Origin of the sequence: Halorhabdus salina, from assembly GCF_013839425.1 — an archaeon.
GTDB lineage: Archaea > Halobacteriota > Halobacteria > Halobacteriales > Haloarculaceae > Halorhabdus > Halorhabdus salina.
Window position 1 is genome coordinate 315,298 of sequence record NZ_JACDNP010000001.1, and the last position, 19,722, is coordinate 335,019.

Below are 19,722 nucleotides of genomic sequence, written 5' to 3' on the forward strand. Positions count from 1 at the left end.
CGCGGACCCAATATGCAACACCAATGAGAGAATGCGTACTGGCAGTTGGGGTGACAGCCGATGGGTGAGTCGCAGTGCTCGTGTAAGGTCGGCCGAGTCGCCGAACGCTACGACCTGATAGCCCTCGATGCAGACGTACAAGACCGCCACGACGCAGGAGCGAGTTTACGCGAGTTGGCGACAGTCGTCAACAAGCAAATGCTTCGGACGGCGGTCGAACGTGCTGGCGGCGATGCGTCGACGCTCGTGTCCAGCGAGCAAGGCGTCGACGCCCTCTTTGACGTCCTCAACGGGGGAGAAGAAACCACGGAAACAGAGCGGGTGAGAGTCAAAACGAGGCTGGAACAGGCCGGCGTCGACATCGAGACAGTCACCGACGATTGGATCTCCCACGCGACGATCAAAAACCACCTGAACGACTGTTTATCCGTCGATACAAGCCGCGAGCCGTCGATAACCGAGTCAGACGCCATCAATACAGTCGAGTGGGCCAGAGCACGCTCAGAGAACGTGGTCGCAGAGACGATCCAGCGACTGCAGAACGCGGGTCTTCTCGAAATCGACGCGCCGGCGACGAGCGTGACGGTCCGAATTACCTGCGAGGACTGTGGCCGATCGTACTCCGTCCGAGACCTGCTAGACGCCGAGGGATGTGCCTGCATGGACGATGAGAACTGAACGACCGTCTAGTGCCCCAACACAATACATGCGTATGGTTGTAAAGCGAAAGTTGGAATACACGACATGTGTGACCAATAAAGTGTCCAAAGACCACACTCAACCGGCGAAGCAAGCAGTGGCGAGGTCATCTGTTCACCGCAGGCGAACAGTATATATAGCCGCACGCTGTTGGACAGCACATGGACCATGCGGACAGCGCGGGCGTCAAGACTGCCCGGACGAGTTTCTCGATCGTCGAGGCGATTGCCGAACTCGATGGCGCGGGCATCAGTGAACTATCACGATATCTCGATCGCTCGAAAGGCGGCATCCACAAGCACGTCCACACGCTCGCCGATCTCGGGTATCTGGTCGAAGACAACGGTACGTATCGGTTGAGCCTTGGCTTCTGGACGCTCGGGACCGACGTCCGGGATCGACTGGTCCCCGAGCAGGTCCAGTCGCTCATCGACGACCTCGCAGCGTCGATTGGCCACGTCGTGACGCTCGTGAGTTACGAGAGTGCGACCGCAGCAGTCGTCTATTCGAAGGCCCCTGCCACGGCGTCTGTACGACCCTTTGGGGAAGGTGACTCGCTCCCGTTGCATGCGACGGCCGGCGGCAAGGCGATCCTCGCGTACCTCCCCGAGTCAGAATGTGATGCAGTACTAGAGAGCGATCTGGAGGCGTACACCGAGGCGACGCTGACAGATCGAGACGACCTTCGTGCAGCCCTCGAGAACGTTCGCCAGCAACGCCTCGCCCGTGAGAAGGGTGAATACGACCCGGCTGTCGAGTGTGTCGCAGCACCGATTGTCGACTCCGATGGGTATCCACGTGGGTCGATCGTCGTCACAAGTGGCACCGAACAATTGCTGGACGGCAACATCGAAGAGGACGCAAGTCTCATCGTCAGCGCCTCGAAATCGCTGGAAAACACGATGACCCACTGAATACCTGCAACACTGGACGGGCTGGTTCCGCGCCGCATCGCTTTGTCGGTGTCTGCCGGTAGAACACGCGGTGATGAGCCACCGACAGTGAACGCTCCACATCACCCGCGGCGCGCGAATCCGAGTCGCTGGAGGAGAAGGTCACAGAGGACATCGTGACTGGGTGGGTGCCGTACGTGTCGGGAGACCACAAAACGTGAAGTCGCCATAATTCACCAATGAGTGCCGACAAAGTACAAAGACGTAGGGTCACAATAACCGAACGAAAATCACACGATAGCACGATCAGTCAACTGTGCCCGGAACGACGTTCAGATCGAGTGAACAACCGCTGGCCAAATCGGCAGTCAAAATACAAAAAGCGCACCATTTCGTCGATGGTCGAGTCAGTGAGCACACTGTAATAGTCAGCGTTCCGCTCGGTCAGTTCGCGTCCCGGAGGTCAGCCGCGGCTTCTTCGGCGAGTTTGTTGTTGATATACGCGCCCGCGCCACGCTCGCTGCCGGCGGGGTACTTGAGTTTCTCCTCGGTCCGGTAGGGCGGGTAGAACTCCATGTGGAAGTGGGCGTAGTCCTCGCCGTTGCCCGTCGTCGGTTGCTGGTGGGTCGCCATGATGTAGGGCATCTCGAAGCCGAACAGCCCATCGTAGCTAACCTGGAGTTCCTGCAAGACGGCCCCGAGATCCTGTTCATGCTGGGCTGTAAAGTCAGCCATCGACGGGACGTGGTCGTTGGCGTAGACGTGGACCTCGTAGGTCCAGCGGGCGTGGAACGGGACGACGGCCGTAAATGAGTCGTTCTGGGCGACGATGCGTCGACCGTCCTCGCGCTCGGCGTCGATGACGTCACAGAACAGACAGCGCCCGGTCTCGTCGTGGTGATCGGCCGAGTTGTCCAGTTCTCGACGGACTTTCGGCGGGACGAACGGATAGGCGTAGATCTGGCCGTGTGGATGGTTGAGCGTGACGCCGACTTCCTCGCCCTTGTTCTCGAAGATGTAGACGTACTCGTGATCCTCGACGGCCCCGAGGGTCTCGTAGCGATCCCGCCAGAGTTGAACAAGGTTGACAAAGCGATCGACTGGCTGCTCGGACATCTGGCCGTCATGGTCCTGCGTGAATAGGACGACCTCACACTGCCCGTTGGCAGGTTCGACGGGCGCGAGGTCGGTTCCCTCGACGGCGGGCTCAGGTGGATCGGGCTGTAAGGACGGGAACCCGTTCTCGACGACCGCCATGTCGTACTCCGGTTCTGGAATGGCCGTCGGATACTCGGCGTCCTCGGCGGTCGGACAGAACGGACAGTAATCTTCCGGGGGCTTGAACGTCCGTTCCTGACGGTGAGTCGCGGTGATGACCCACTCCTGTAAGGTCGGATCCCAACGGCGCTCGGTCACGTCACGCACCCTCCGGGGGTTCGTTGCCGGGCACTGCCGAATCCGTCGTCGAATCGCCTTCGTCGTCGAACTCGTAGAATACAACGTACCGCTCGTTGTGATTCGTAGTCTTGTGACTGTGCATTGGGATACGACTCCAATCTCTGTATGAACCATTATAATGGTACCGGATGAGCCGACAAACACATCGTGACGCTGCTGCCGGAAAGCCAGTTTGGACCTCCAGGGCGATCCGTCGGCGGCCATGGAACGACATGAAGAAGCAGAGATAGACAAAAAATGTAGACAGCCACTGGGATCGATCGCAGGTCCAGCAGTCGATATTTCACCATGACCCGCGTGACTACGGACGACGGCCTCACGGCATATCCCACAACCGCACGCCACGGCAGTCAACAACGCTCGAAGGCAGGACAATTGTTTCCAGGGGACACAGACCAGATTCGAGCGGCTGCTTTCGACACCAGGCGATCTTACCGGAACTGTTTTGATAGCGAACGTGTCATAGACTGGTATGGAGCTGACAGATGCGCAGATTCTGGTAACTGGCGGTGCCGGCCTCATCGGGTCAGCGCTGGCCAAACGACTCGTGACGGACAACGACGTCGTCGTCGTCGACGACCTCTCGAACGGCCTCCGGGAAACGGTCCCGGACGACGCAACTTTCATCGAAGGCGATCTCGCCGACGAAGCGGTCGTCGCCGAAGCGATGGATGAAGAGACAGACATCGTCTTCCACCTCGCAGCCGATAAATACGTCAACGCCGAGAAGCCCCGCGAGCAATTCGAGACGAACGGCGAAATAACGTACAACCTGCTCGAACGTATGGAAGAAGTCGGCGTCGAGCATGTCGCCTTTACCTCCTCGTCGACGGTGTACGGCGAAGCACCGCGACCGACCCCTGAGGACTACGCGCCGCTGGAGCCGATCAGCGAATACGGTGCCGCCAAGTTGGCCGAGGAGAGTCTCCTCTCGGTGTACGCCCACAGCCACGATTTCACGGTCTGGAACTTCCGCTTTGCCAACATCGTCGGCCCGCGGTACGGGGCCGGCGTTGTCCCAGACTTCATCTACAAGCTCTCGGAGAATCCCGAGACGCTCACTATCCGGGGCAATGGCCGCCAAGAGAAGTCCTACATGACCCTCGGCGATTGCATCGACGCGATGTGCTACGTCGTCGAGCACGCCGAGAAGCCGGTCAACACCTACAACCTGGGCACGCGAACGACCACATCAGTCAACCGCATCGCAGACATCGTGGCCGACGAGATGGGCGTCGATCCCGACTACGAATACACCGGCGGCGACCGCGGCTGGGAGGGCGACGTGCCCAAAATGCGGCTCTCGATCGAGAAACTCGCCGCGCTGGGCTGGGAACCGTCGACTGCCAGTGATCAGGCCATCCGAGAAGGCGTCCGAGAAATCCTCGAAGCTGCCGAAAACGAACCGCATTTGAGCTGAGACGTGTCGACCTGAAATCGCCACATCCACGACATTGCCCGACCGGACAATTTAATCGAGCCGTTCGACCCGAACGCCAGCCGATGGCGTGACGAGATGCGTCGCGGGTTCCAGATCGGGGAACTCCTCCCGATACGCCGCCGTCAGCGACTCGGCGAACGACGCCGCCTCGTCCTCGTCGACGACCGCGATCGCCGCCCCGCCCCATCCAGCGCCGGTGAGGCGTGCGCCGTAGGCCCCTTCCTCGACGGCCGTCTCGACCACGTAATCGAGTTCCGCGCAACTGGCCTCGTAGTGCTCGGCGATGTCCCGGTGAGCCTCGAGAAGCAGGCCACCGAACCGTTCGAGATTCCCGTCTGACAGTGCCGCTTTCGCTTGCTCGACGCGCTCGTTCTCCCGGACGACGAATCCCAAACGCTCACGTTCCAGTGCCGGAAGGTCTTCGAGATCCTCCTCGCTGACGACCTTCGACGATTCGGCACCCAGTTTTTCCAGTGCGCTTTCGACGGTTTCGCGACGCTGATTGTAAGCCGAGTCGACCAACTCCCGGGAGACGCCGGTGTGGAAGACGACGACCCGGATGCCTTCCGGAATGGGTACTGACTCGTATTCCAGCGTCTCGGTGTCGATCATGAGCGCGTGATCGTCCCGGCCCAGCGCGACGGCGAACTGATCCATAATACCACAGGACATCCCAACGTACTCGTTCTCGACGCGCTGACTCAGGCGTGCCATTCGTTCCCGAGACAGCCCAAGGTCGTAAGCGTCGTTCAGAAAAGCCATGACCGCCAGTTCGAGACTCGCCGAGGAACTCAATCCCGAGCCCAGCGGCAGCGTGGCGCTGAGTTGCCCGGTGAACCCACCGGGGTCGTACCCCTCGTCCTGGAGGATCGCATAGCAGCCTTTGATATAATCGATCCAGTCGTCGTCGGGTTCGAGGGTGTCCGTTTCGAACGTGTACCTGGTTTCGACGGCGTCCGAGGCGACTTCGACGGCCGCACTCGGCGCTGCCTCCAGTTCCGTGTGCAAATCTGTCGCGAACGGCATTACGTAGCCGCCCGTGTAATCGGTATGTTCGCCGATTAAATTCACTCGTCCGGGCGACCGAACCCGGTAGGTTGACTCGCGAGTCATTTCGCTATCACTCTCGCAGATTCGGACCAGGGAGAAAAGCCTGGCGACACCGTGAGCGTCTCGGGCAGTCAGTCGGGCAGACCAGTCAGCACTGGCCAGAACCGACTAGGGGAACTAGTATAAGATAAAATAATAGTATATTTTTCCGAGTATTATAAGAACTATACTTCTATCACCTCCGCACAAAGGCAATACCTTGTAGTAAGACGCGTACCTCTGATTTCAGCCAAAAAAAGTAAAATAAGGCAGTTTTATAGACATAATTCCCCAAGTTAGCAAAATATTCCCGAAATTAAAGTGAAAATATGGGCCAATTTGTGGATTAAATATATTCTACACCATTTGTCTACAACATGTAGTTACTGATATTTTCCCCAATATATAAAATGCCATATCAATCTTTGGACAGTCATCGCCGTTCCCACCCCATAGTCAGCAGCACTCTTTTAGTGAAGACAGGTAGGAATATCGACGAATGGCACCGCCCGATCTCCTCCTGGATGCAATGTTGGGGAAACTCGCGAGGTACCTCCGGATGTGTGGGTACGACGCGGCCTACGCCCTGGACCGGGGTGTGGAGGCCGACAATCAACTCCGCACCATCGCCCGCCGCGAGGATCGCCTGTTGCTCACGCGTGATCAGACCCTGGCAACCGAGACGGCTCAAAGCCTGCTACTGGAATCGAAGGATATCACGGAGCAACTTCGGGAACTCGCCGAGGCCGGATTCGATCTGACGTTAGCCGACTCACCGTCACACTGTGGGCGTTGTAACGGGCCGCTGGCGCGGCTCGATCCTGACGAACAGACGCCGGCTGACGTCCCGGACCCGGCCACAGAGGGTGTCTGGCGCTGTCAATCCTGCGGCCAGCACTTCTGGAAGGGCAGTCACTGGGCGGACGTGGCAGCGACCCTCGCGGCCCTCTGAAAGACCCGGCCGAATGCGGAAGGCAATAGTATCGGCTTCCCGAATCGTCGCTGATGACCCTCTCCGAGGACGCTTTGCAACGGCTGGTCACCGTGGTCGCCCTCCAGCCGACAAAAAACGCCGAACTACAGGACCGCTGGGACCTAGACAGTGGGAGCGAGGTCCACCGTGTGCTCGAAGACGAACTCGGCGACTACTACTACCGCAACGAGGATAGCCTCATCTGTGCGACGCCAGAGGCTGCCGAACTCGTCGAAGACGAAGGGCTGATCGACGGTGGGAACGACGACCAGGTCCTGCACGTCACCGAACTGCAAGCGGCTATCGTCGAGGTGATCGCCGAACCTGACGGAGAGACACAAAGCGTCGTCAGCGTCCTCAAAGACCTCCGTGAGGACGGCCACGACCCAGCCGTTGAAGACGTTCGGAAGGCTCTCCGGAATCTGACGGACAAAGGTGTCCTCGAACGGGTGCGCACGACCGTCCCGACGTTCCGGCTCGCCGTCGAGCGGGACGAACTCGTGATCGAAGTCCTCGAAGAATAGCGTCACTCCAGCCCGGGCCGGTGTCGACGTCGTTGCCGGTCGAGGACGCGCTGGATCGCCTTGCCTGGACCACCCGAAAGGGGCCAGTCCGACGCGCGCCAGACTGGCGGCTCCGGCTCGAACGCCGAACAGGCACCGCGACACTCCGCGCTGGTCTGAGAGCGGTCTTTCGCTTGGCAGGTGGGGACTGGACCAGTCTGTGTCCAGCCGAGGTCGAAGTGCCGGCAATCCGGGCGCATCGTCTCGACATAGGCCCGCCAGCCGCGCTCGTAGGCCCGTTCGGCGATCTCGACGCGCTTCTGGTGCTTCCAGTCCGAGTCGGCGTACTCGAAGCGGGCGGCCGACGCGTCGTGATCGCCACCGTCGGGTCGCTCGAGGATCCGCGTCCCCGGACGGTCCGGATTCAGCGAGCGCGGATGCCAGGCCACCTCAGCGTCGCCGGACGCTAGATCGACGACCAGGATGCCGGCCTCGACTGGGAAATCTTCGAGGAGTGCGGGCTCGATTCGCTCGCCGGTCGCCGCCGTCCCGACCCACACTTCGTCGGCGATTCCCATGGCCACGTCCCGCTGGAGTTGCGGGGCGAGGGCACGGGCTGCGCTGGCGTCGAGATCCGGTTTGTTCTCGATGGCGACGATCCGGTCGATCCAGTCGGGGTAGCGATATTTCTGGCGGATCTCGATACGGCCATCCCGCTTTCGCGTGTCCAGAATATCGCGGTCGGCCGCCCGATGGATCGCCTCGCGGACGTACCGCCAGGGATAACCTGGCTCCGGGAGTGCATCGCGGTAGTACGTCCACTCAGCGGGCGCGTGTGGAATTACATCCAGCAAATCCGAATCAAGCGCATCCTCGCCAAACCGGGCACGTTGACGGAGCCCGTCTGGATCGCATTCGAACACGATCGTATCCCAGCGACGGTGCTTCGTGCCGAGTTGCCGGGCGACGAGTATCGGCCGCTGGCGATCGCTGCCGGGTGGCCACGCGCGCTCGGCCCACTGGCAGACCCGGAGTTCGAAGTCGAACTCGGCGTGGTAGCCCGGAGGCACAGTTGTATCGATGGCACTCGCTCTCGAAGGCGTTTCGGTCCGACGATTCTCGACAGCCGACCGGCTCAGACGTCTTGCTCGTCGATGAAGTCGTGGGCCTCCTCGAAGATTTCCCGGGGGCCGTCCTGGGTGATGGTGTTTTTCGCCTGTTCGTAGTCGCGCCACTGGTGGTCGTGGTGCTCGGTCGAGAGCTCTGCGCTTGCCTCGAACGATTTCGCGATGAACAGGTGGACAGTCTTGTGAATCGTCTCGCCGTTCGCCTCGAAGACGTAGTCGTAGTCCTTACGGAAGCCATCGATGAGCCGGAAATCGGCGATTCCGGCTTCCTCTTTCACTTCGCGAATGGCCGTCTGCTGGAGTTCCTCCTCGCCCTCGATCCCGCCCTTGGGGAACTCCCAGTCCCCCGGTCGGCTCTTGAGCAGCAGGTACTCACGCTGGCCACGCGTATCGCGAAAGAGGATGGCTCCCGCGCTCGTGGCCTCGATCATTATCGAACGATAATTCAGCGGAACTTAAGAGCATATCGGAGCGCGGAACGACTCGCCACTGGTCAATTGACCTCGCGCGATCGTCAAGGGGATAGGAGACGACACTCGCGACCGACGAAAGCATGGGTTTTTGCCGCTCGGCCGTCGACCCCCTGACGGTATGCCGTTCGTGACGAAGCTGACGGTCGAAAGCGGGGATCGATACGCCCTTGAGGACGTGGTGAGCGAAATCAAAGAAACGGCCGCCCGCAAGGGCGTCGAGCTCAAGGGTCCCCATCCCCAATCCCCCGAGGACATAACCGTTCCGCAGTCGAAACGCCTCAGCGCGGACGGCGATCGGTTTGACCCCTGGCGGCACACTGTTTTCACCCGGACGATCGAGATTATCGGCTACGAAGAGTTCGCTCGCGACGTGACCGGCTGGGAATTTCCCAACCGCGTCCACGTCGGAGCGAGTGTCGAACAGCGCCGGGGCACCGGTCGCTGACCGAGGGGCCGAACCGCGAGCGGTTTAGGCCCCCCGCCCGTTCGTGGAGACATGTCCGACACACCCGAGCACCTCAGTGAACTCCGGCGCGATTTGCATCGCCATCCCGAACCGGCCTGGCGCGAGTTCTACACGACCGCTCGCATCCTCGAGGAGATCGAGCGCATCGGCGTCGACGACGTATTCGTCGGTCGCGACGCACTCGACCTCGATGCACGGACCGGCGTCCCGGACGACGACGAACTGGCCCACTGGCGAGCACGGGCACGCGAAGCCGGCGTCGACGACGCGACGCTCGAACAGCTCGACGGCGGGGCGACCGGCACGATCGCCGTCCTCGAACGTGGCGAGGGACCGACAGTCGCCCTCCGGGTCGACATCGATGCTCTTCCCCGAACCGAATCGACAGACCCCGATCACGAACCCGTCGCCGAGGGGTTCCGGCCGGATCACGACGACGCGATGCACGCCTGTGGCCACGACGCCCACGCCACGATCGGCGTCGGCGTCCTCGAAGCGATCGCCGACAGCGACTTCGAGGGGACGTTGAAAGTCATCTTCCAGCCCGCCGAGGAAGTCATCGGCGGCGGGCGCGCGATCGCCGAGAGTGGCCACCTCGACGACGTTGAGTATCTACTCGCCACCCACATCGGCCTGGGACATCCGACGGGCGAGATCGTCGCCGGCGTCGAGGATATCCTCGCCGTCGCGAACTTCGACGCCGAGTTTGCCGGCGAACCAGCCCACGCTGGGGGCCATCCCGACCGGGGCCGCAACGCGGTCCAGGCGATGGCCACCGCCGTCCAGAACCTCTATGCGATCCCGCGACACGGCGATAGCGCGACGCGGATCAACGCCGGCGACGTGGGTGGCGGGTCGGCCTCGAACGTGATCCCCGAGGCGGCATACATCCGCGGGGAAGTCCGCGGTGAGACGACCGAAGGCAAAGAGTTCATGCGCGAACACGCGACGGACGTCCTCGAGTCGGCCGCGTCGATGCACGACTGTGACGTGAGCATCGAGTGGACTGGCGAAGCACCCAGTGCAGATCCTGACGAATCGATTCGCGAGATCGTGTTTTCGGCGGCTGGCGACATCCCAGCCGTCAAAAATAGGCTCCAGTCAGACGATCTCGGTGGCAGTGAAGACGCGACCTATCTCATGCAACGCGTTCAGGAAAAGGGCGGGAAAGCGACGTTCGTCGGGATCGGGACCGACCACCCGGATGGTCACCACACCGCCACGTTCGACGTCGACGAGGCGTCGATCGGGATCGGCATCGGCGTGCTAACGCGGGCGATCCAGGAACTCACCCACCAGCGACCCTGAAACGGCTTGCCGAACGGCCGGTTCGATCGCCGGAGCTATCCCTTGGGCCCAGTCCACGTGCTGACGACGACCGTTCGGCCGTGGTTCCCTTGCTGGATAACTTTGACCGTTGCGCCGGAGAAATCAGGCGTCCCGGAGACGTCACTCCCGTCGATGCGAACGGTCGAGGCGGCAGTGAGGTTCTCGTCGGCAGAGAGTGATCCATCAAGCGACGCCAGTTCGTATTCACCGTTCGCGGCCGCTGGAGTCGCGTTTTCGATGACGACGACGGTATTCTCGACCGGGAGGTCGGTCCCGCCATCGTGGTCGATCAGGACAGTATCGTTGCTGTCTCCCAGTGAGATCTCAAGATCGACTGCCTGGACGAGATCGCGATCGGCCGCGTCCATCTCCATGACGAACACGCCGACCGTCGCTGCGAGCAAGACGGTGATACTCAACAGTAAGAGGATCCCGACGACCGGTGCGATCGCGGCAGTCTGTTTCCTGAGCGGCTCCCCGTACATGGTTCCCCACGGTCGGTAGACTGCAACAACATCACGTCGCCCCCGACAGTCGGGCCCCCACCCGACACTCAGTTACCTATTACTACGTTAGTTTATTATAAAACAATTGGGGCGACCGACAGCACCACTCGAGCGCCTCAATACTTCGGATCGGCACCCGTGGTCGCGTAGACTCGATCGAGAATGGCATCCCGTTGGTCCATCCAGTCGTCGAACGCCTCGGGCGAGTCGGGATAGGCTTCGTAGTGATCGAGCAGGTCGTCGGCGTGTCCCTTCGTTCGATAGAGATCGATGATTGTCCCCCAGTGACCGAAGCTCTTCAGGGCCGTCTTGAGCTTGAGCGACAGTGTGAGATCCGCAGAGCCGGAGTACAGGGCTTCGGAGAGCGCACTGACGGGCAACCGGGCGAGCAGGCCCATCAGATCGTCGATGTCGTAGGCTGTCGTGAAGATGTTGTAGACGTCAAGGGCCGCGTAGCGTGCCCCGAAGTGGTCCATCACGCGCTCGTTGTACTCCCAGAGTGCGGCTTCACTGACGTCGCCGTCCTCGATCGCCTCAACCGCCTGTTCGGCGGCATACTGGCCGGCGTAGGCAGCGCCCGCGATGCCACCGCCCGTGGTGGGATTGACGTGCCCGGCGGCGTCGCCGACCGCCATAAATCCGGGCGCGACCGCCGAGTCGTAGGGCCGGCGGGTCGGCAGTGCGGCCCCGAGTTTGTCCTCGACAGTTGCGCCCTCGAATTCCTCGCGTTCCCGGAGATCGCGTTTGAGCGCGTCGACGAGTTCCATCGGATCTTCGTTCATCTGAAAGCCCAGGCCGGCGTTGATCTCGGTGTCCGTCCGCGGGAAATACCAGAGATAGCCAGCCGAGCGCTCGGTCGGTTTGAACACCAGGGCATCGTCCCACTCGACCGGCTCCTCGACTTCGACGACCTCACGATAGGCCGAACAGAACTGCGAATACGTGACGTTCGTGTCAAAAGTCGCCTCGCTCAGATCGGCCTCGTCCTGGAGGGTCGACAGCGCCCCGGCGGCGTCGATCACCACGTCGGCCTCGTAGGTCTTGGACTCGCCGTCCTGTACGGCCTCAAGGCCATCGATTTTGCCGTTCTGGACGACGTCTTTGACGACCGTATCGAAGTGGATATCGACGCCCGCATCCTGGGCACCGTCGATGAGTCGACGACCGTACTCAAAGCGATCGATGACGGCGAGTTCGCCTGGAATCGGAATCTCCAGGACCGTATCCTCCTCGGGGATTTCGAATCGGCCGTGATCGACGCCCGTGTTCGTGAACGCGGGTTCGATCTGTTCGCGCGGGATCGCCTCGGGGAACTCACTCGCGCCTTTCAAGGCGTCGCCACAGGCGATGTGCCCGGCTTCCTCGGCGGGCTTCCGTTCGAGTATCGCCACGTCCAGTCCCCTGTTGGCAACTGTCGCCGCGGCATAACAACCGGCCGTCCCGGCCCCGGCGACGACGACGTCGTACTCGGCAGTGGTCATGCACCCCGCTCAACACCGAGCGGGGTTAATTCTTTGCGCTTGCAACCCGATGCTGTCTGCCCCGATGCGTCATCACGGTGAATAAAGAGTTTTGTCGAGGTCATACCTACGAGTGGCCATGACCGAGTATACCGTGGAGTTCGTGGGGACGGGCGAAACTATCGAGGTCGCAGACACGGACACGATCTTGAGCCGCTGTCTCGATGAAGGGGTCGCCCAAGAGTACTCCTGTCGGGTCGGGATGTGTCTGGCCTGTACCGCCGAGATCGTCGAGGGCGAAGTCACCCAGCCAGCCGCCCGTGGCCTGACCGACGAAGAGAAAGAAACCTACGCACTGACTTGCATGGCACGCCCGAAATCGGACCTGAAACTCGATCGCGGAAAATACCCCCCAAGCATCGAAGACGACGCGGCGGTCGAGGCAGGCACAGACGAGGAAGCACCAGCCGACGATTGATCGGGACGGTACCACCGCACCGCGGTCCGGTCACTCTAGTTTTGCGGCAGTGTCGCGGACGAGTCCGTCGATGAGTTCCGGCGTCGTGGGATGGTACGCCCGATCCGGAATCTCCCTGACGTCCAGTTCCATTTCGACGGCCAGTTGCATCGTCTTTGCCATCACGTCGGCGTGGTAGTGCAGGCCCTGGTATCCGAGGACCGTCCCGTCTGTCCCGACGACGAGGCGTGCGAGGCCATCGGCGACGTTTTTGGTCTTGAAGACACCGTCACTGGAGGCATCCCGCGTCGCAGTGACGAAGTCCAGACCGGCGGCGTCGGCCGACTCGACCGAGTGCCCGACCCGAGCAAACGGCAGCACGCCGAGCCCCGAGAAGATGACGTGGTGATGGACGTTCTCGTAGGTCTCCAGGGACTCGCCTGCACGGTGTCGCCGGATGTTCTCAGCCGCCGTGAAGCCCTCTTCTTTGGCGACGTGGAGGATCGGCTCCCGGCCGTTGACGTCCCCGACGACGAAGACGCGATCGTCGCCGACAGCCTGCATCGTGTCTCGAACCCAGCCGTCGTCCGGTTCGAGTGCAGTGTGCTCGATGCCAAGCCGGTCGATGGCCGGTTCCCGGCCAGTGAAAACGTACAGATCGTCGGCCTCGAACGTCCGCGTCTCGCCGTCGGTTTCGACATCCATGCGAATGCCCCCGTCGGCCGTCTGTTCGACCGCCGTAGCGTCGGCGTCGACCAGCAGGTCGGCGTCGAAGTGCTCGCGATAGTAGGCAAGCAACTCCTCGCCGAAGGGCTCGTCCGCTTCGCGGAGAACATCCGGGAGCGCTTCGATGACGGTGAGATCCATATCGGCAGCCTCAGTCAAATATGGGATCAGTTCCAGGCCGATGTATCCCAGTCCGAGAGCAATCCCTGAATCAGGGAAGTCAGTGCTGTCGAGTACCTCAGCACTCGTCTGGACGGGCACGTCGTCGATACCCGGGATCGGTGGGATCGCCACGTTCGAGCCGGTCGCGATCACGACGTAATCTGGTTCGATCCGTCGCCCGTCGACCTCGAGGACGCGATCGTCGACGAAGCGGGCGGTGTCGTGGATGAACTCGACGTTGTCACGTTCAGCGAGTTCAGCGATGGAGTCCCGGCGGTGCTGTGCCCAGCTCGAGGTGTGCTCGTTCTTCCGCTCGACGACAGCCTCCAGGTCGACGTCGGGTACGTCCCCGACCAGGCGCGGGTCGTCCTGGGCGGCAAAGCGGTGTTCAGCCGCCGAGAGGACCTCTTTGGAGGGCATACAACCGCGGAGAATACAGAGCCCGCCACCCGGGTCGCCGTCGTCGATCAGCGTCAGTTCGACGTCAGGGTCCGCAGCCAGTTCGCCGGCCACGGCAGAGCCGGCGCTGCCGTACGCGCCGAGGACTGCCACGTGTGTGGTCATACGTGAACACGGGCTGGCGCGAAGAAAAACCGTTTGGACCGTGCCAATCACCACCACTCGCCACGACCGTCAAAAATCTGCCAGCGCCTGACTCGCTGGACATCCTGTAGCAGTGACCGAAAGGACAGGCCATATATGCCCCGGGTCCGTACTTATGGGTGATCACTGGTGTCACTCGTTCGGCCCGCGAGATGGCCCCGTCACCGCCCCAAACTATGACGAGCCGCGTATACAGACTCCATTCGACGCTCGAATTGCCCCTCGAAGATGTCTACGATCACTTCGACGACCCGGACTTACCGGCCGAAATCGAAGACGTAGACATCACCCGACGGAACAACACACTCATCTTGAGTGCCGTCGCTACCGATGGCGACATCAGCAAATACACGCCGACAGCCCAGTTGAAGGCCAGCGTGACCGAAAACCGCGTCTACGAAGAGGAACCCGAGCCACCCCACGGCGGCGGTGGTGGTGGCCAGTGGGGTGCACTCACCGAAGAGGAAGAAGAAGAGATCGAATCCGAACTCGTCGAGTACGCCTGTTTCAAAGGCGATCGGGAGACTGTCCTGCAGAACACGAGTGTACAGTTCCCGATGTTCAAGGTCCTCTGTGACATTGCCGAAATCGCAGAGAAAGGAACCTTGACCGCGATCATTGCGATCGACGGCGATCTGGAGGCCGTCCAGATCGTCGACGGCGAGCGCCGACCGGCCTCGATCGGCGTCACCGAAGACCCCGCCGACGACCGGGGCGAAGACGGCGTCGACTGGCGGGACAACGATTTTATTGCCTAACGGGCGATTCGCCAGCGGCGTTCGAAAGACTCAACTGCAGAGTAATTATATCTAATTACACACATGGTGAGCGAAGTCAACTTCCCCGAGTACCTCGACGTTGACTATACCGACGGCGACGGTGAGGAACTCTCGGACTATCCGAGCACCGAACACAAGATCGAAAAGGCCATCGAAGTCACGAAGGAGGGCCTCGAACAGTACGACAACCCCGTCGTGATGTGGACCGGCGGGAAAGACTCGACGCTGACGCTTTACTTCGTCAAGGAGGTCGCCGACCGCTTCGACCTGGAGGTCCCGCCGGTCGTGTTCATCGACCACTACCAGCACTTCGATGAACTCATCGACTTCTGTAAGCACTGGGCCGATGAATGGGACCTCGAAGTCATCTGGGCGCGGAACACGGACGTCGGCGACTACGTGGACGAGAACGGTCTCGAACCGGGCGATGACATCCCCGTTGACGCCCTCAGCGAGCACAACCAGCACCACATCCGGAATATCCTCGAATACGAAGAGGACACCTTCCCGTTCCTGCTTGACACCTACGTCGGCAACCACCTGCTGAAAACCGTCGCGCTGAACGACGCTATCGAGGAGTACGACGTCGACGGGATTCTCAGCGGTGTCCGGTGGGACGAACAGGAGGCCCGCGCCGACGAGACGTTCTTCTCACCGCGACACGACCCCGATATCTACCCACCCCACGACCGGATCCAGCCGATCCTCCAGTTCGGCGAACCGGACGTCTGGGAGACGTTCTGGAACTTCGTCGTCCCGGATACCGTCGAGGACTTCCCTGAAGAGGGGTACGTCCCGCAGGGTCAGGATGACCTGCCAGCGGACATCGAGAAAGAGGACGTGCCGGTCAGTCCCAAGTACTTCGCCGGCTTCCGGTCGCTGGGTAGCGAAGTCAGCACTGACAAGTCCGCCGAGGAGCCCGCCTGGCTGCAGGACATGGCCAACACGACCGAGCGCGCCGGCCGCGCCCAGGACAAAGAAGACCTGATGGAGCGCCTGCGCGACCTGGGCTACATGTAAGAGGGACCTTGTTTCGCCTCCGGTATTCTCGGCCCGCGTAGCGGGCCTGTGGTACCATCGGGCGAAAAATCCGGACGCGGCCGCCGCGTCCGGCCAAGCGCGCTCACTGTTCGCGGCTCCAGCGCTCTCGTTGGAGAATCGCCACTTCATTCGATCCTCCCACAGGTATCAAGTTGCCCACCGGACAGCGATCCATGTCGCCACGCGCGTCAAGGGGTCGACTGCCGGGGTTCGACGAGCGCCGTCTCGATGACTGTGCCTGACCCAGAAAGCGTCACGTCAAGGCGATCGGTATCCCGCTCGATGTGGACGATTATCCGGAGCGGTTCGGTCGCTTCGACCGAAACGCTGTCGTCGCCCAGACAGAACGAAAGCGTCCAGAACGGCACCTGGTCGATATCGATCCCGTGATCTGCCAGGAACGCAACGACGGCTGGATCGTCCAGCAACCGCAGGCCAACGGGCGTCCCGATTTCGACCCGACAATGTTGGCAGACGCTGATCGTCGCGACATCGAGGTACCAGTCGGGATCGAGCGTCACGTGGGTCTTCATCCGGCCACTGCAATGGGGACAAACGCCGGAGGCTGCCAGTGTGAAATCTCGCCAGAGCTGTCGTGAATACGCCAGAAACAACTCTTCTGGATCACGGGATGCCAGCCCACGTGGCGGAAAGTATCCGTAGTGGACGACAACCGAACACGCGGGACAACTGATCTCGATGTGTCCGTCCTCGTAACTCGCCCGGAGAGACGCGCCACAGTCCGGGCACGGCGTCTCGAGGTCGCGTTCGATCGGGGACGGTGGTTCGCCAAAGCGTTCGTCAAAAAGGATATCCATCGCGCGCCCACCGGCTGGCCGAAGGCGATACTGCTCGTCGTCCTTCCTGACGAACCGACCCAGGAGTTGAGCGAGGTGATAGTTGAATCGACCGCTGTCGTCGAAATCGGCTGCCGACTGCAGTCCAGCAAACGAGAGTGGCTGCTCGTTCCACAGCGCAAGCAAGATCGCGATACGGTTCTCGTCGGCAAGCGTGCCAAATGCGTCGGCGGCCCGATCGACAGTCATTGAGACCGCGTCGTCGACCATGCCCAGGGTAACATCCGAAGCCCCCTGAATGTACCTTCCCGATTCCGAACAGAAAGAATCTTCACAACGTCCGCTGACAGCCCAACCGCTTTGGGGCCTGCGGGACGAATGGCTCGGTCACTCGGCCAACTAGCCGGTGAACGCCCCGCCTCACGCAAAGCGGTCAGCCACCGGACAGAAATATAATTCAGAATATATTTATTGGCGTCCAGCGGTGACAGGACAGACATGCACCATCCAGGCCCACCGCGGTTCACGACCGTCGGCGACGCTGTTGAACTGGCCCCGCGAGACCCGGATCCGGACGGGTCATACGACTGGACCCTCATCGACACACCTATCGAGAGTGAAACGACAGTCGACGACGGCGCAGTCGAGTACTTGCGACCGGACGTACCGGGCGTCTACCGTATCGAACTCGAGGCGCCCGACGACACTCACCAGCTGACAGTCCGGGCGTTTCCGGACGAACGGCAGCCTGCCTGCTTCGAGATATCGATCGATGACTTCGAGACACCAGCCGACGAGATCGATCGGGTCGGCGTCATCGGCTTGTTCAACGACCACCTTCGGGGGCGTGACGAGGCGGTCCGCGAGGGAGACACTTACGTCTTCGAGGCCCAGCTCGAGCCGGGGATCTACAACTGTACGTTCATCGTCAACGACGGCGAAGAACACGTCCATCGGGAATTCACTGTCGCCGGGCCGGGACGGCCACGGATTTCACTCGATGCGACTCGGGACGGCGAAGTAATCCGCATCGACGCTGACGGACGCCCGCCGGCAGACAGTCCGGCCGAGGCGGGCGATCTCGACGTTACGTTCTGCCTCGACGACCGCGCCGACCTCGACGAGAGCGCCCTCGAAATTGACGGCCAGACAGCCAGGCTACCGGCCAGTGCGATCGACGATCCGGTCCACGTTCACGCCGTGGCGCTCGACCAACGCCACAGCGTCAGAGACACGGTAGTCGTCGGTAACGGAGGAGACGATATCTCCCACCCCAACGAGCCGCCCGCCTGGGTCGAGACCGCGACAATCTACGAGATCTACGTGCGATCTTTCGCTGGAGAACGCGTCCAGACGACGTTTTCCGCCCTCGAACGCCGGCTGCCGTACATCGAATCACTCGGTGTGAATACCGTCTGGCTCACGCCAATCCTGGCCTCACCCACGGAACACGGGTATCACACCACGAACTTCTTCGAAGTGGCAACGGACCTTGGAACCCGCGAAGAGTTCGAGTCGTTCGTCGCTGCCTGCCACGAGCGAGATATCAAGGTCGTGTTCGATCTCGTGATCAATCACGCCGATCACGAACACCCGGCGTTCACACAGAGCGCGGCCGGAGTCTCCGCGTTCCGTGACTGGTTCGTCTGGAACGAGCGCGCTGAACCGGACGAGGATCGCTCGCGTGGGCCAGGGCCCAGCGACATGCGCGCCCAACGGTACTTCAACTGGAGCCACATTCCAAACTTCAACTACGACGAACCAGCGGTCCGATCGTTCTTACTCGATGTCGTCGAAGAGTGGGCACCGGTCGTCGACGGCTTCCGGTGTGACGTCGCCTGGGGCGTTCCCCACGGCTTTTGGAAAGAAGTCCGCGAGCGCGTCCGCGATATTGATCCCGAATTCCTCCTGCTGGACGAGACAGTACCAGTCCACGACCCGGACTATCACGATCTGGAGTTCGATCTTCACTACGGGACCCGTGTCTACGATACCCTCCGAAACATCGGGAGCGGTGACGCGCCGGCGAGGGCCCTCCTCGACGCCGTCGCGGACGCCGAACGCGCGGGGTTCCCAGATCAGGCCCCCCAGATGCGATACGTCGAGAATCACGACGAGGATCGCTACCTCGCCGAGTACGGCCGCGATGCGCTGCGTGGGGCCGTCGCCGCGACGTTCACCATGCCGGGCGTACCGATGATCTATGCCGGACAGGAGCGCGGCATGACCGAATACCGAGGGCCGATCGAGTGGCAGTCCGGCGACACTGGGCTGACGAATGTCCACCGTCGACTCAGCGACACTCGCTCGGAAACGCCGGCGCTGGAATCTGGCACCCTCGAACAAATCGAGTACGACGCCGACACAGAACAAGCGGTCGCGTTCGCACGCGCGACTGATGACCAGCGCGTGATCGTCGCGCTCCACTTTGGACCAGGGACGGCGACAGTTAGACTCCCTGCGGGAATCGAAGCCACGGAGTTGGTCACCGGAGACACAGTCGAAGCGGCCCCGAAGGACGGTGGCGTGGCAGTTTCTGTCGACGATGTCGTCATCGTAGAGGCCCAGAGCTAAATTATCGCGGTTGCCCACCAGTGTCGCCAGCCCCGTTAGAAACACCCGAAAAAGACGTGGGCCATGCAGATTGTTCGTCTTCGTTCGGGATGGAGGTCGCTCCGCAAAACTGTACGGGGTCGATCACGTGACCGAACAAAGGTGCCCGCCAGCTTCTGGTCTTGGC

At 61.5% G+C, this 19,722-nt stretch carries 20 protein-coding genes; 11 read left to right on the forward strand and 9 right to left on the reverse strand.

Annotated features, from left to right (window positions below):
- The first annotated feature begins 60 nt into the window (after positions 1 to 60).
- Positions 61 to 678, forward strand: coding sequence for a rod-determining factor RdfA (gene rdfA / locus HZR20_RS01575; protein ID WP_181684845.1), 618 nt, complete (start codon positions 61 to 63; stop codon positions 676 to 678).
- A 182-nt stretch (positions 679 to 860) separates the two neighbouring features.
- Entirely contained in the window at positions 861 to 1,613 is a 753-nt protein-coding gene (locus HZR20_RS01580; RefSeq protein WP_181684846.1) for an IclR family transcriptional regulator, read from the forward strand.
- 423 nt (positions 1,614 to 2,036) lie between these two features.
- Here HZR20_RS01580 and galT read toward each other — a convergent pair whose 3' ends face one another.
- Together galT and HZR20_RS14390 are read right to left on the reverse strand one after the other, a co-directional pair.
- Positions 2,037 to 3,008 carry a galactose-1-phosphate uridylyltransferase gene (galT, locus tag HZR20_RS01585; protein ID WP_181684847.1) on the reverse strand — a complete coding sequence of 324 codons (972 nt, stop codon included), beginning with the start codon at positions 3,006 to 3,008 and terminating at the stop codon, positions 2,037 to 2,039.
- Position 3,009: 1 nt separating this feature from the next.
- Positions 3,010 to 3,132: a hypothetical protein gene (locus tag HZR20_RS14390; RefSeq protein ID WP_258560309.1), complete on the reverse strand. Its 123-nt coding sequence runs from the start codon at positions 3,130 to 3,132 to the stop codon at positions 3,010 to 3,012.
- Positions 3,133 to 3,522: 390 nt separating this feature from the next.
- Between HZR20_RS14390 and HZR20_RS01590 the strand changes: the two genes are divergently transcribed.
- Positions 3,523 to 4,470 carry an NAD-dependent epimerase/dehydratase family protein gene (locus HZR20_RS01590; RefSeq protein ID WP_181684848.1) on the forward strand — a complete coding sequence of 316 codons (948 nt, stop codon included), beginning with the start codon at positions 3,523 to 3,525 and terminating at the stop codon, positions 4,468 to 4,470.
- 51 nt (positions 4,471 to 4,521) lie between these two features.
- Here the strand turns inward: HZR20_RS01590 and HZR20_RS01595 are convergent, their stop codons facing one another.
- Entirely contained in the window at positions 4,522 to 5,604 is a 1,083-nt protein-coding gene (locus tag HZR20_RS01595) for a galactokinase (RefSeq protein ID WP_181684849.1), read from the reverse strand.
- Positions 5,605 to 6,079: 475 nt separating this feature from the next.
- Here HZR20_RS01595 and HZR20_RS01600 point away from each other — a divergent pair, with 475 nt between their 5' ends.
- Both HZR20_RS01600 and HZR20_RS01605 read left to right on the forward strand, forming a co-directional pair.
- Positions 6,080 to 6,532, forward strand: coding sequence for a Mut7-C RNAse domain-containing protein (locus HZR20_RS01600; RefSeq protein ID WP_181684850.1), 453 nt, complete (start codon positions 6,080 to 6,082; stop codon positions 6,530 to 6,532).
- A 53-nt stretch (positions 6,533 to 6,585) separates the two neighbouring features.
- Positions 6,586 to 7,077, forward strand: a complete 492-nt coding sequence (locus tag HZR20_RS01605; protein ID WP_181684851.1) for a DUF5797 family protein — start codon at positions 6,586 to 6,588, stop codon at positions 7,075 to 7,077.
- A gap of 2 nt (positions 7,078 to 7,079) precedes the next feature.
- Here HZR20_RS01605 and HZR20_RS01610 read toward each other — a convergent pair whose 3' ends face one another.
- Together HZR20_RS01610 and HZR20_RS01615 are read right to left on the reverse strand one after the other, a co-directional pair.
- Positions 7,080 to 8,126, reverse strand: coding sequence for a DUF5787 family protein (locus HZR20_RS01610; protein WP_309484874.1), 1,047 nt, complete (start codon positions 8,124 to 8,126; stop codon positions 7,080 to 7,082).
- Positions 8,127 to 8,191: 65 nt separating this feature from the next.
- The gene (locus HZR20_RS01615) at positions 8,192 to 8,614 is read right to left on the reverse strand and encodes a bis(5'-nucleosyl)-tetraphosphatase (protein WP_181684852.1); all 423 of its coding nucleotides are present in this window, start codon (positions 8,612 to 8,614) and stop codon (positions 8,192 to 8,194) included.
- 160 nt (positions 8,615 to 8,774) lie between these two features.
- Between HZR20_RS01615 and HZR20_RS01620 the strand changes: the two genes are divergently transcribed.
- Complete coding sequence (locus HZR20_RS01620) at positions 8,775 to 9,101, forward strand: uS10/mL48 family ribosomal protein (RefSeq protein ID WP_181684853.1); 327 nt, start codon at positions 8,775 to 8,777, stop codon at positions 9,099 to 9,101.
- 51 nt (positions 9,102 to 9,152) lie between these two features.
- Complete coding sequence (locus tag HZR20_RS01625; RefSeq protein WP_181684854.1) at positions 9,153 to 10,430, forward strand: amidohydrolase; 1,278 nt, start codon at positions 9,153 to 9,155, stop codon at positions 10,428 to 10,430.
- A gap of 35 nt (positions 10,431 to 10,465) precedes the next feature.
- Here the strand turns inward: HZR20_RS01625 and HZR20_RS01630 are convergent, their stop codons facing one another.
- Positions 10,466 to 10,936 (reverse strand): type IV pilin, encoded by a 471-nt coding sequence (locus tag HZR20_RS01630; protein ID WP_181684855.1) that lies wholly within the window; start codon positions 10,934 to 10,936, stop codon positions 10,466 to 10,468.
- A gap of 137 nt (positions 10,937 to 11,073) precedes the next feature.
- Positions 11,074 to 12,438: a geranylgeranyl reductase family protein gene (locus tag HZR20_RS01635; protein WP_181684856.1), complete on the reverse strand. Its 1,365-nt coding sequence runs from the start codon at positions 12,436 to 12,438 to the stop codon at positions 11,074 to 11,076.
- A 118-nt stretch (positions 12,439 to 12,556) separates the two neighbouring features.
- Between HZR20_RS01635 and HZR20_RS01640 the strand changes: the two genes are divergently transcribed.
- Positions 12,557 to 12,895, forward strand: coding sequence for a 2Fe-2S iron-sulfur cluster-binding protein (locus HZR20_RS01640; protein ID WP_181684857.1), 339 nt, complete (start codon positions 12,557 to 12,559; stop codon positions 12,893 to 12,895).
- A gap of 30 nt (positions 12,896 to 12,925) precedes the next feature.
- Here the strand turns inward: HZR20_RS01640 and HZR20_RS01645 are convergent, their stop codons facing one another.
- Positions 12,926 to 14,326, reverse strand: coding sequence for a dihydrolipoyl dehydrogenase family protein (locus HZR20_RS01645; protein ID WP_181684858.1), 1,401 nt, complete (start codon positions 14,324 to 14,326; stop codon positions 12,926 to 12,928).
- Positions 14,327 to 14,541: 215 nt separating this feature from the next.
- On the opposite strand from HZR20_RS01645, the gene HZR20_RS01650 reads away from it, so the two are divergent.
- On the forward strand, positions 14,542 to 15,123 hold the full coding sequence (locus tag HZR20_RS01650) for a DUF7110 family protein (RefSeq protein WP_181684859.1): 582 nt from the start codon (positions 14,542 to 14,544) through the stop codon (positions 15,121 to 15,123).
- Positions 15,124 to 15,186: 63 nt separating this feature from the next.
- Positions 15,187 to 16,164, forward strand: coding sequence for a phosphoadenosine phosphosulfate reductase family protein (locus HZR20_RS01655; protein ID WP_181684860.1), 978 nt, complete (start codon positions 15,187 to 15,189; stop codon positions 16,162 to 16,164).
- Positions 16,165 to 16,373: 209 nt separating this feature from the next.
- On the opposite strand, the gene HZR20_RS01660 is transcribed toward HZR20_RS01655, so the two are convergent.
- On the reverse strand, positions 16,374 to 17,252 hold the full coding sequence (locus tag HZR20_RS01660; RefSeq protein ID WP_181684861.1) for a DUF7351 domain-containing protein: 879 nt from the start codon (positions 17,250 to 17,252) through the stop codon (positions 16,374 to 16,376).
- Between the two features lie 228 nt (positions 17,253 to 17,480).
- Between HZR20_RS01660 and HZR20_RS01665 the strand changes: the two genes are divergently transcribed.
- The gene (locus HZR20_RS01665; RefSeq protein ID WP_181684862.1) at positions 17,481 to 19,556 is read left to right on the forward strand and encodes an alpha-amylase family glycosyl hydrolase; all 2,076 of its coding nucleotides are present in this window, start codon (positions 17,481 to 17,483) and stop codon (positions 19,554 to 19,556) included.
- Positions 19,557 to 19,722: the final 166 nt, after the last annotated feature.

What these genes read in the sequence shown, in the direction of transcription:
- HZR20_RS01605 (WP_181684851.1), top strand. Translation starts at nt 6,586, where the DNA reads ATGACCCTCTCCGAGGACGCTTTGCAACGGCTGGTCACCGTGGTCGCC.
- HZR20_RS01580 (WP_181684846.1), top strand. Translation starts at nt 861, where the DNA reads ATGGACCATGCGGACAGCGCGGGCGTCAAGACTGCCCGGACGAGTTTC.
- HZR20_RS14390 (WP_258560309.1), bottom strand. Translation starts at nt 3,132, where the DNA reads ATGCACAGTCACAAGACTACGAATCACAACGAGCGGTACGTTGTATTC.
- HZR20_RS01655 (WP_181684860.1), top strand. Translation starts at nt 15,187, where the DNA reads ATGGTGAGCGAAGTCAACTTCCCCGAGTACCTCGACGTTGACTATACC.
- HZR20_RS01650 (WP_181684859.1), top strand. Translation starts at nt 14,542, where the DNA reads ATGACGAGCCGCGTATACAGACTCCATTCGACGCTCGAATTGCCCCTC.
- HZR20_RS01660 (WP_181684861.1), bottom strand. Translation starts at nt 17,252, where the DNA reads ATGGTCGACGACGCGGTCTCAATGACTGTCGATCGGGCCGCCGACGCA.
- rdfA (WP_181684845.1), top strand. Translation starts at nt 61, where the DNA reads ATGGGTGAGTCGCAGTGCTCGTGTAAGGTCGGCCGAGTCGCCGAACGC.
- HZR20_RS01600 (WP_181684850.1), top strand. Translation starts at nt 6,080, where the DNA reads ATGGCACCGCCCGATCTCCTCCTGGATGCAATGTTGGGGAAACTCGCG.
- HZR20_RS01665 (WP_181684862.1), top strand. Translation starts at nt 17,481, where the DNA reads ATGCACCATCCAGGCCCACCGCGGTTCACGACCGTCGGCGACGCTGTT.
- HZR20_RS01645 (WP_181684858.1), bottom strand. Translation starts at nt 14,326, where the DNA reads ATGACCACACACGTGGCAGTCCTCGGCGCGTACGGCAGCGCCGGCTCT.
- HZR20_RS01640 (WP_181684857.1), top strand. Translation starts at nt 12,557, where the DNA reads ATGACCGAGTATACCGTGGAGTTCGTGGGGACGGGCGAAACTATCGAG.
- HZR20_RS01590 (WP_181684848.1), top strand. Translation starts at nt 3,523, where the DNA reads ATGGAGCTGACAGATGCGCAGATTCTGGTAACTGGCGGTGCCGGCCTC.
- HZR20_RS01635 (WP_181684856.1), bottom strand. Translation starts at nt 12,438, where the DNA reads ATGACCACTGCCGAGTACGACGTCGTCGTCGCCGGGGCCGGGACGGCC.
- HZR20_RS01615 (WP_181684852.1), bottom strand. Translation starts at nt 8,614, where the DNA reads ATGATCGAGGCCACGAGCGCGGGAGCCATCCTCTTTCGCGATACGCGT.
- HZR20_RS01595 (WP_181684849.1), bottom strand. Translation starts at nt 5,604, where the DNA reads ATGACTCGCGAGTCAACCTACCGGGTTCGGTCGCCCGGACGAGTGAAT.
- HZR20_RS01620 (WP_181684853.1), top strand. Translation starts at nt 8,775, where the DNA reads ATGCCGTTCGTGACGAAGCTGACGGTCGAAAGCGGGGATCGATACGCC.
- HZR20_RS01630 (WP_181684855.1), bottom strand. Translation starts at nt 10,936, where the DNA reads ATGTACGGGGAGCCGCTCAGGAAACAGACTGCCGCGATCGCACCGGTC.
- HZR20_RS01625 (WP_181684854.1), top strand. Translation starts at nt 9,153, where the DNA reads ATGTCCGACACACCCGAGCACCTCAGTGAACTCCGGCGCGATTTGCAT.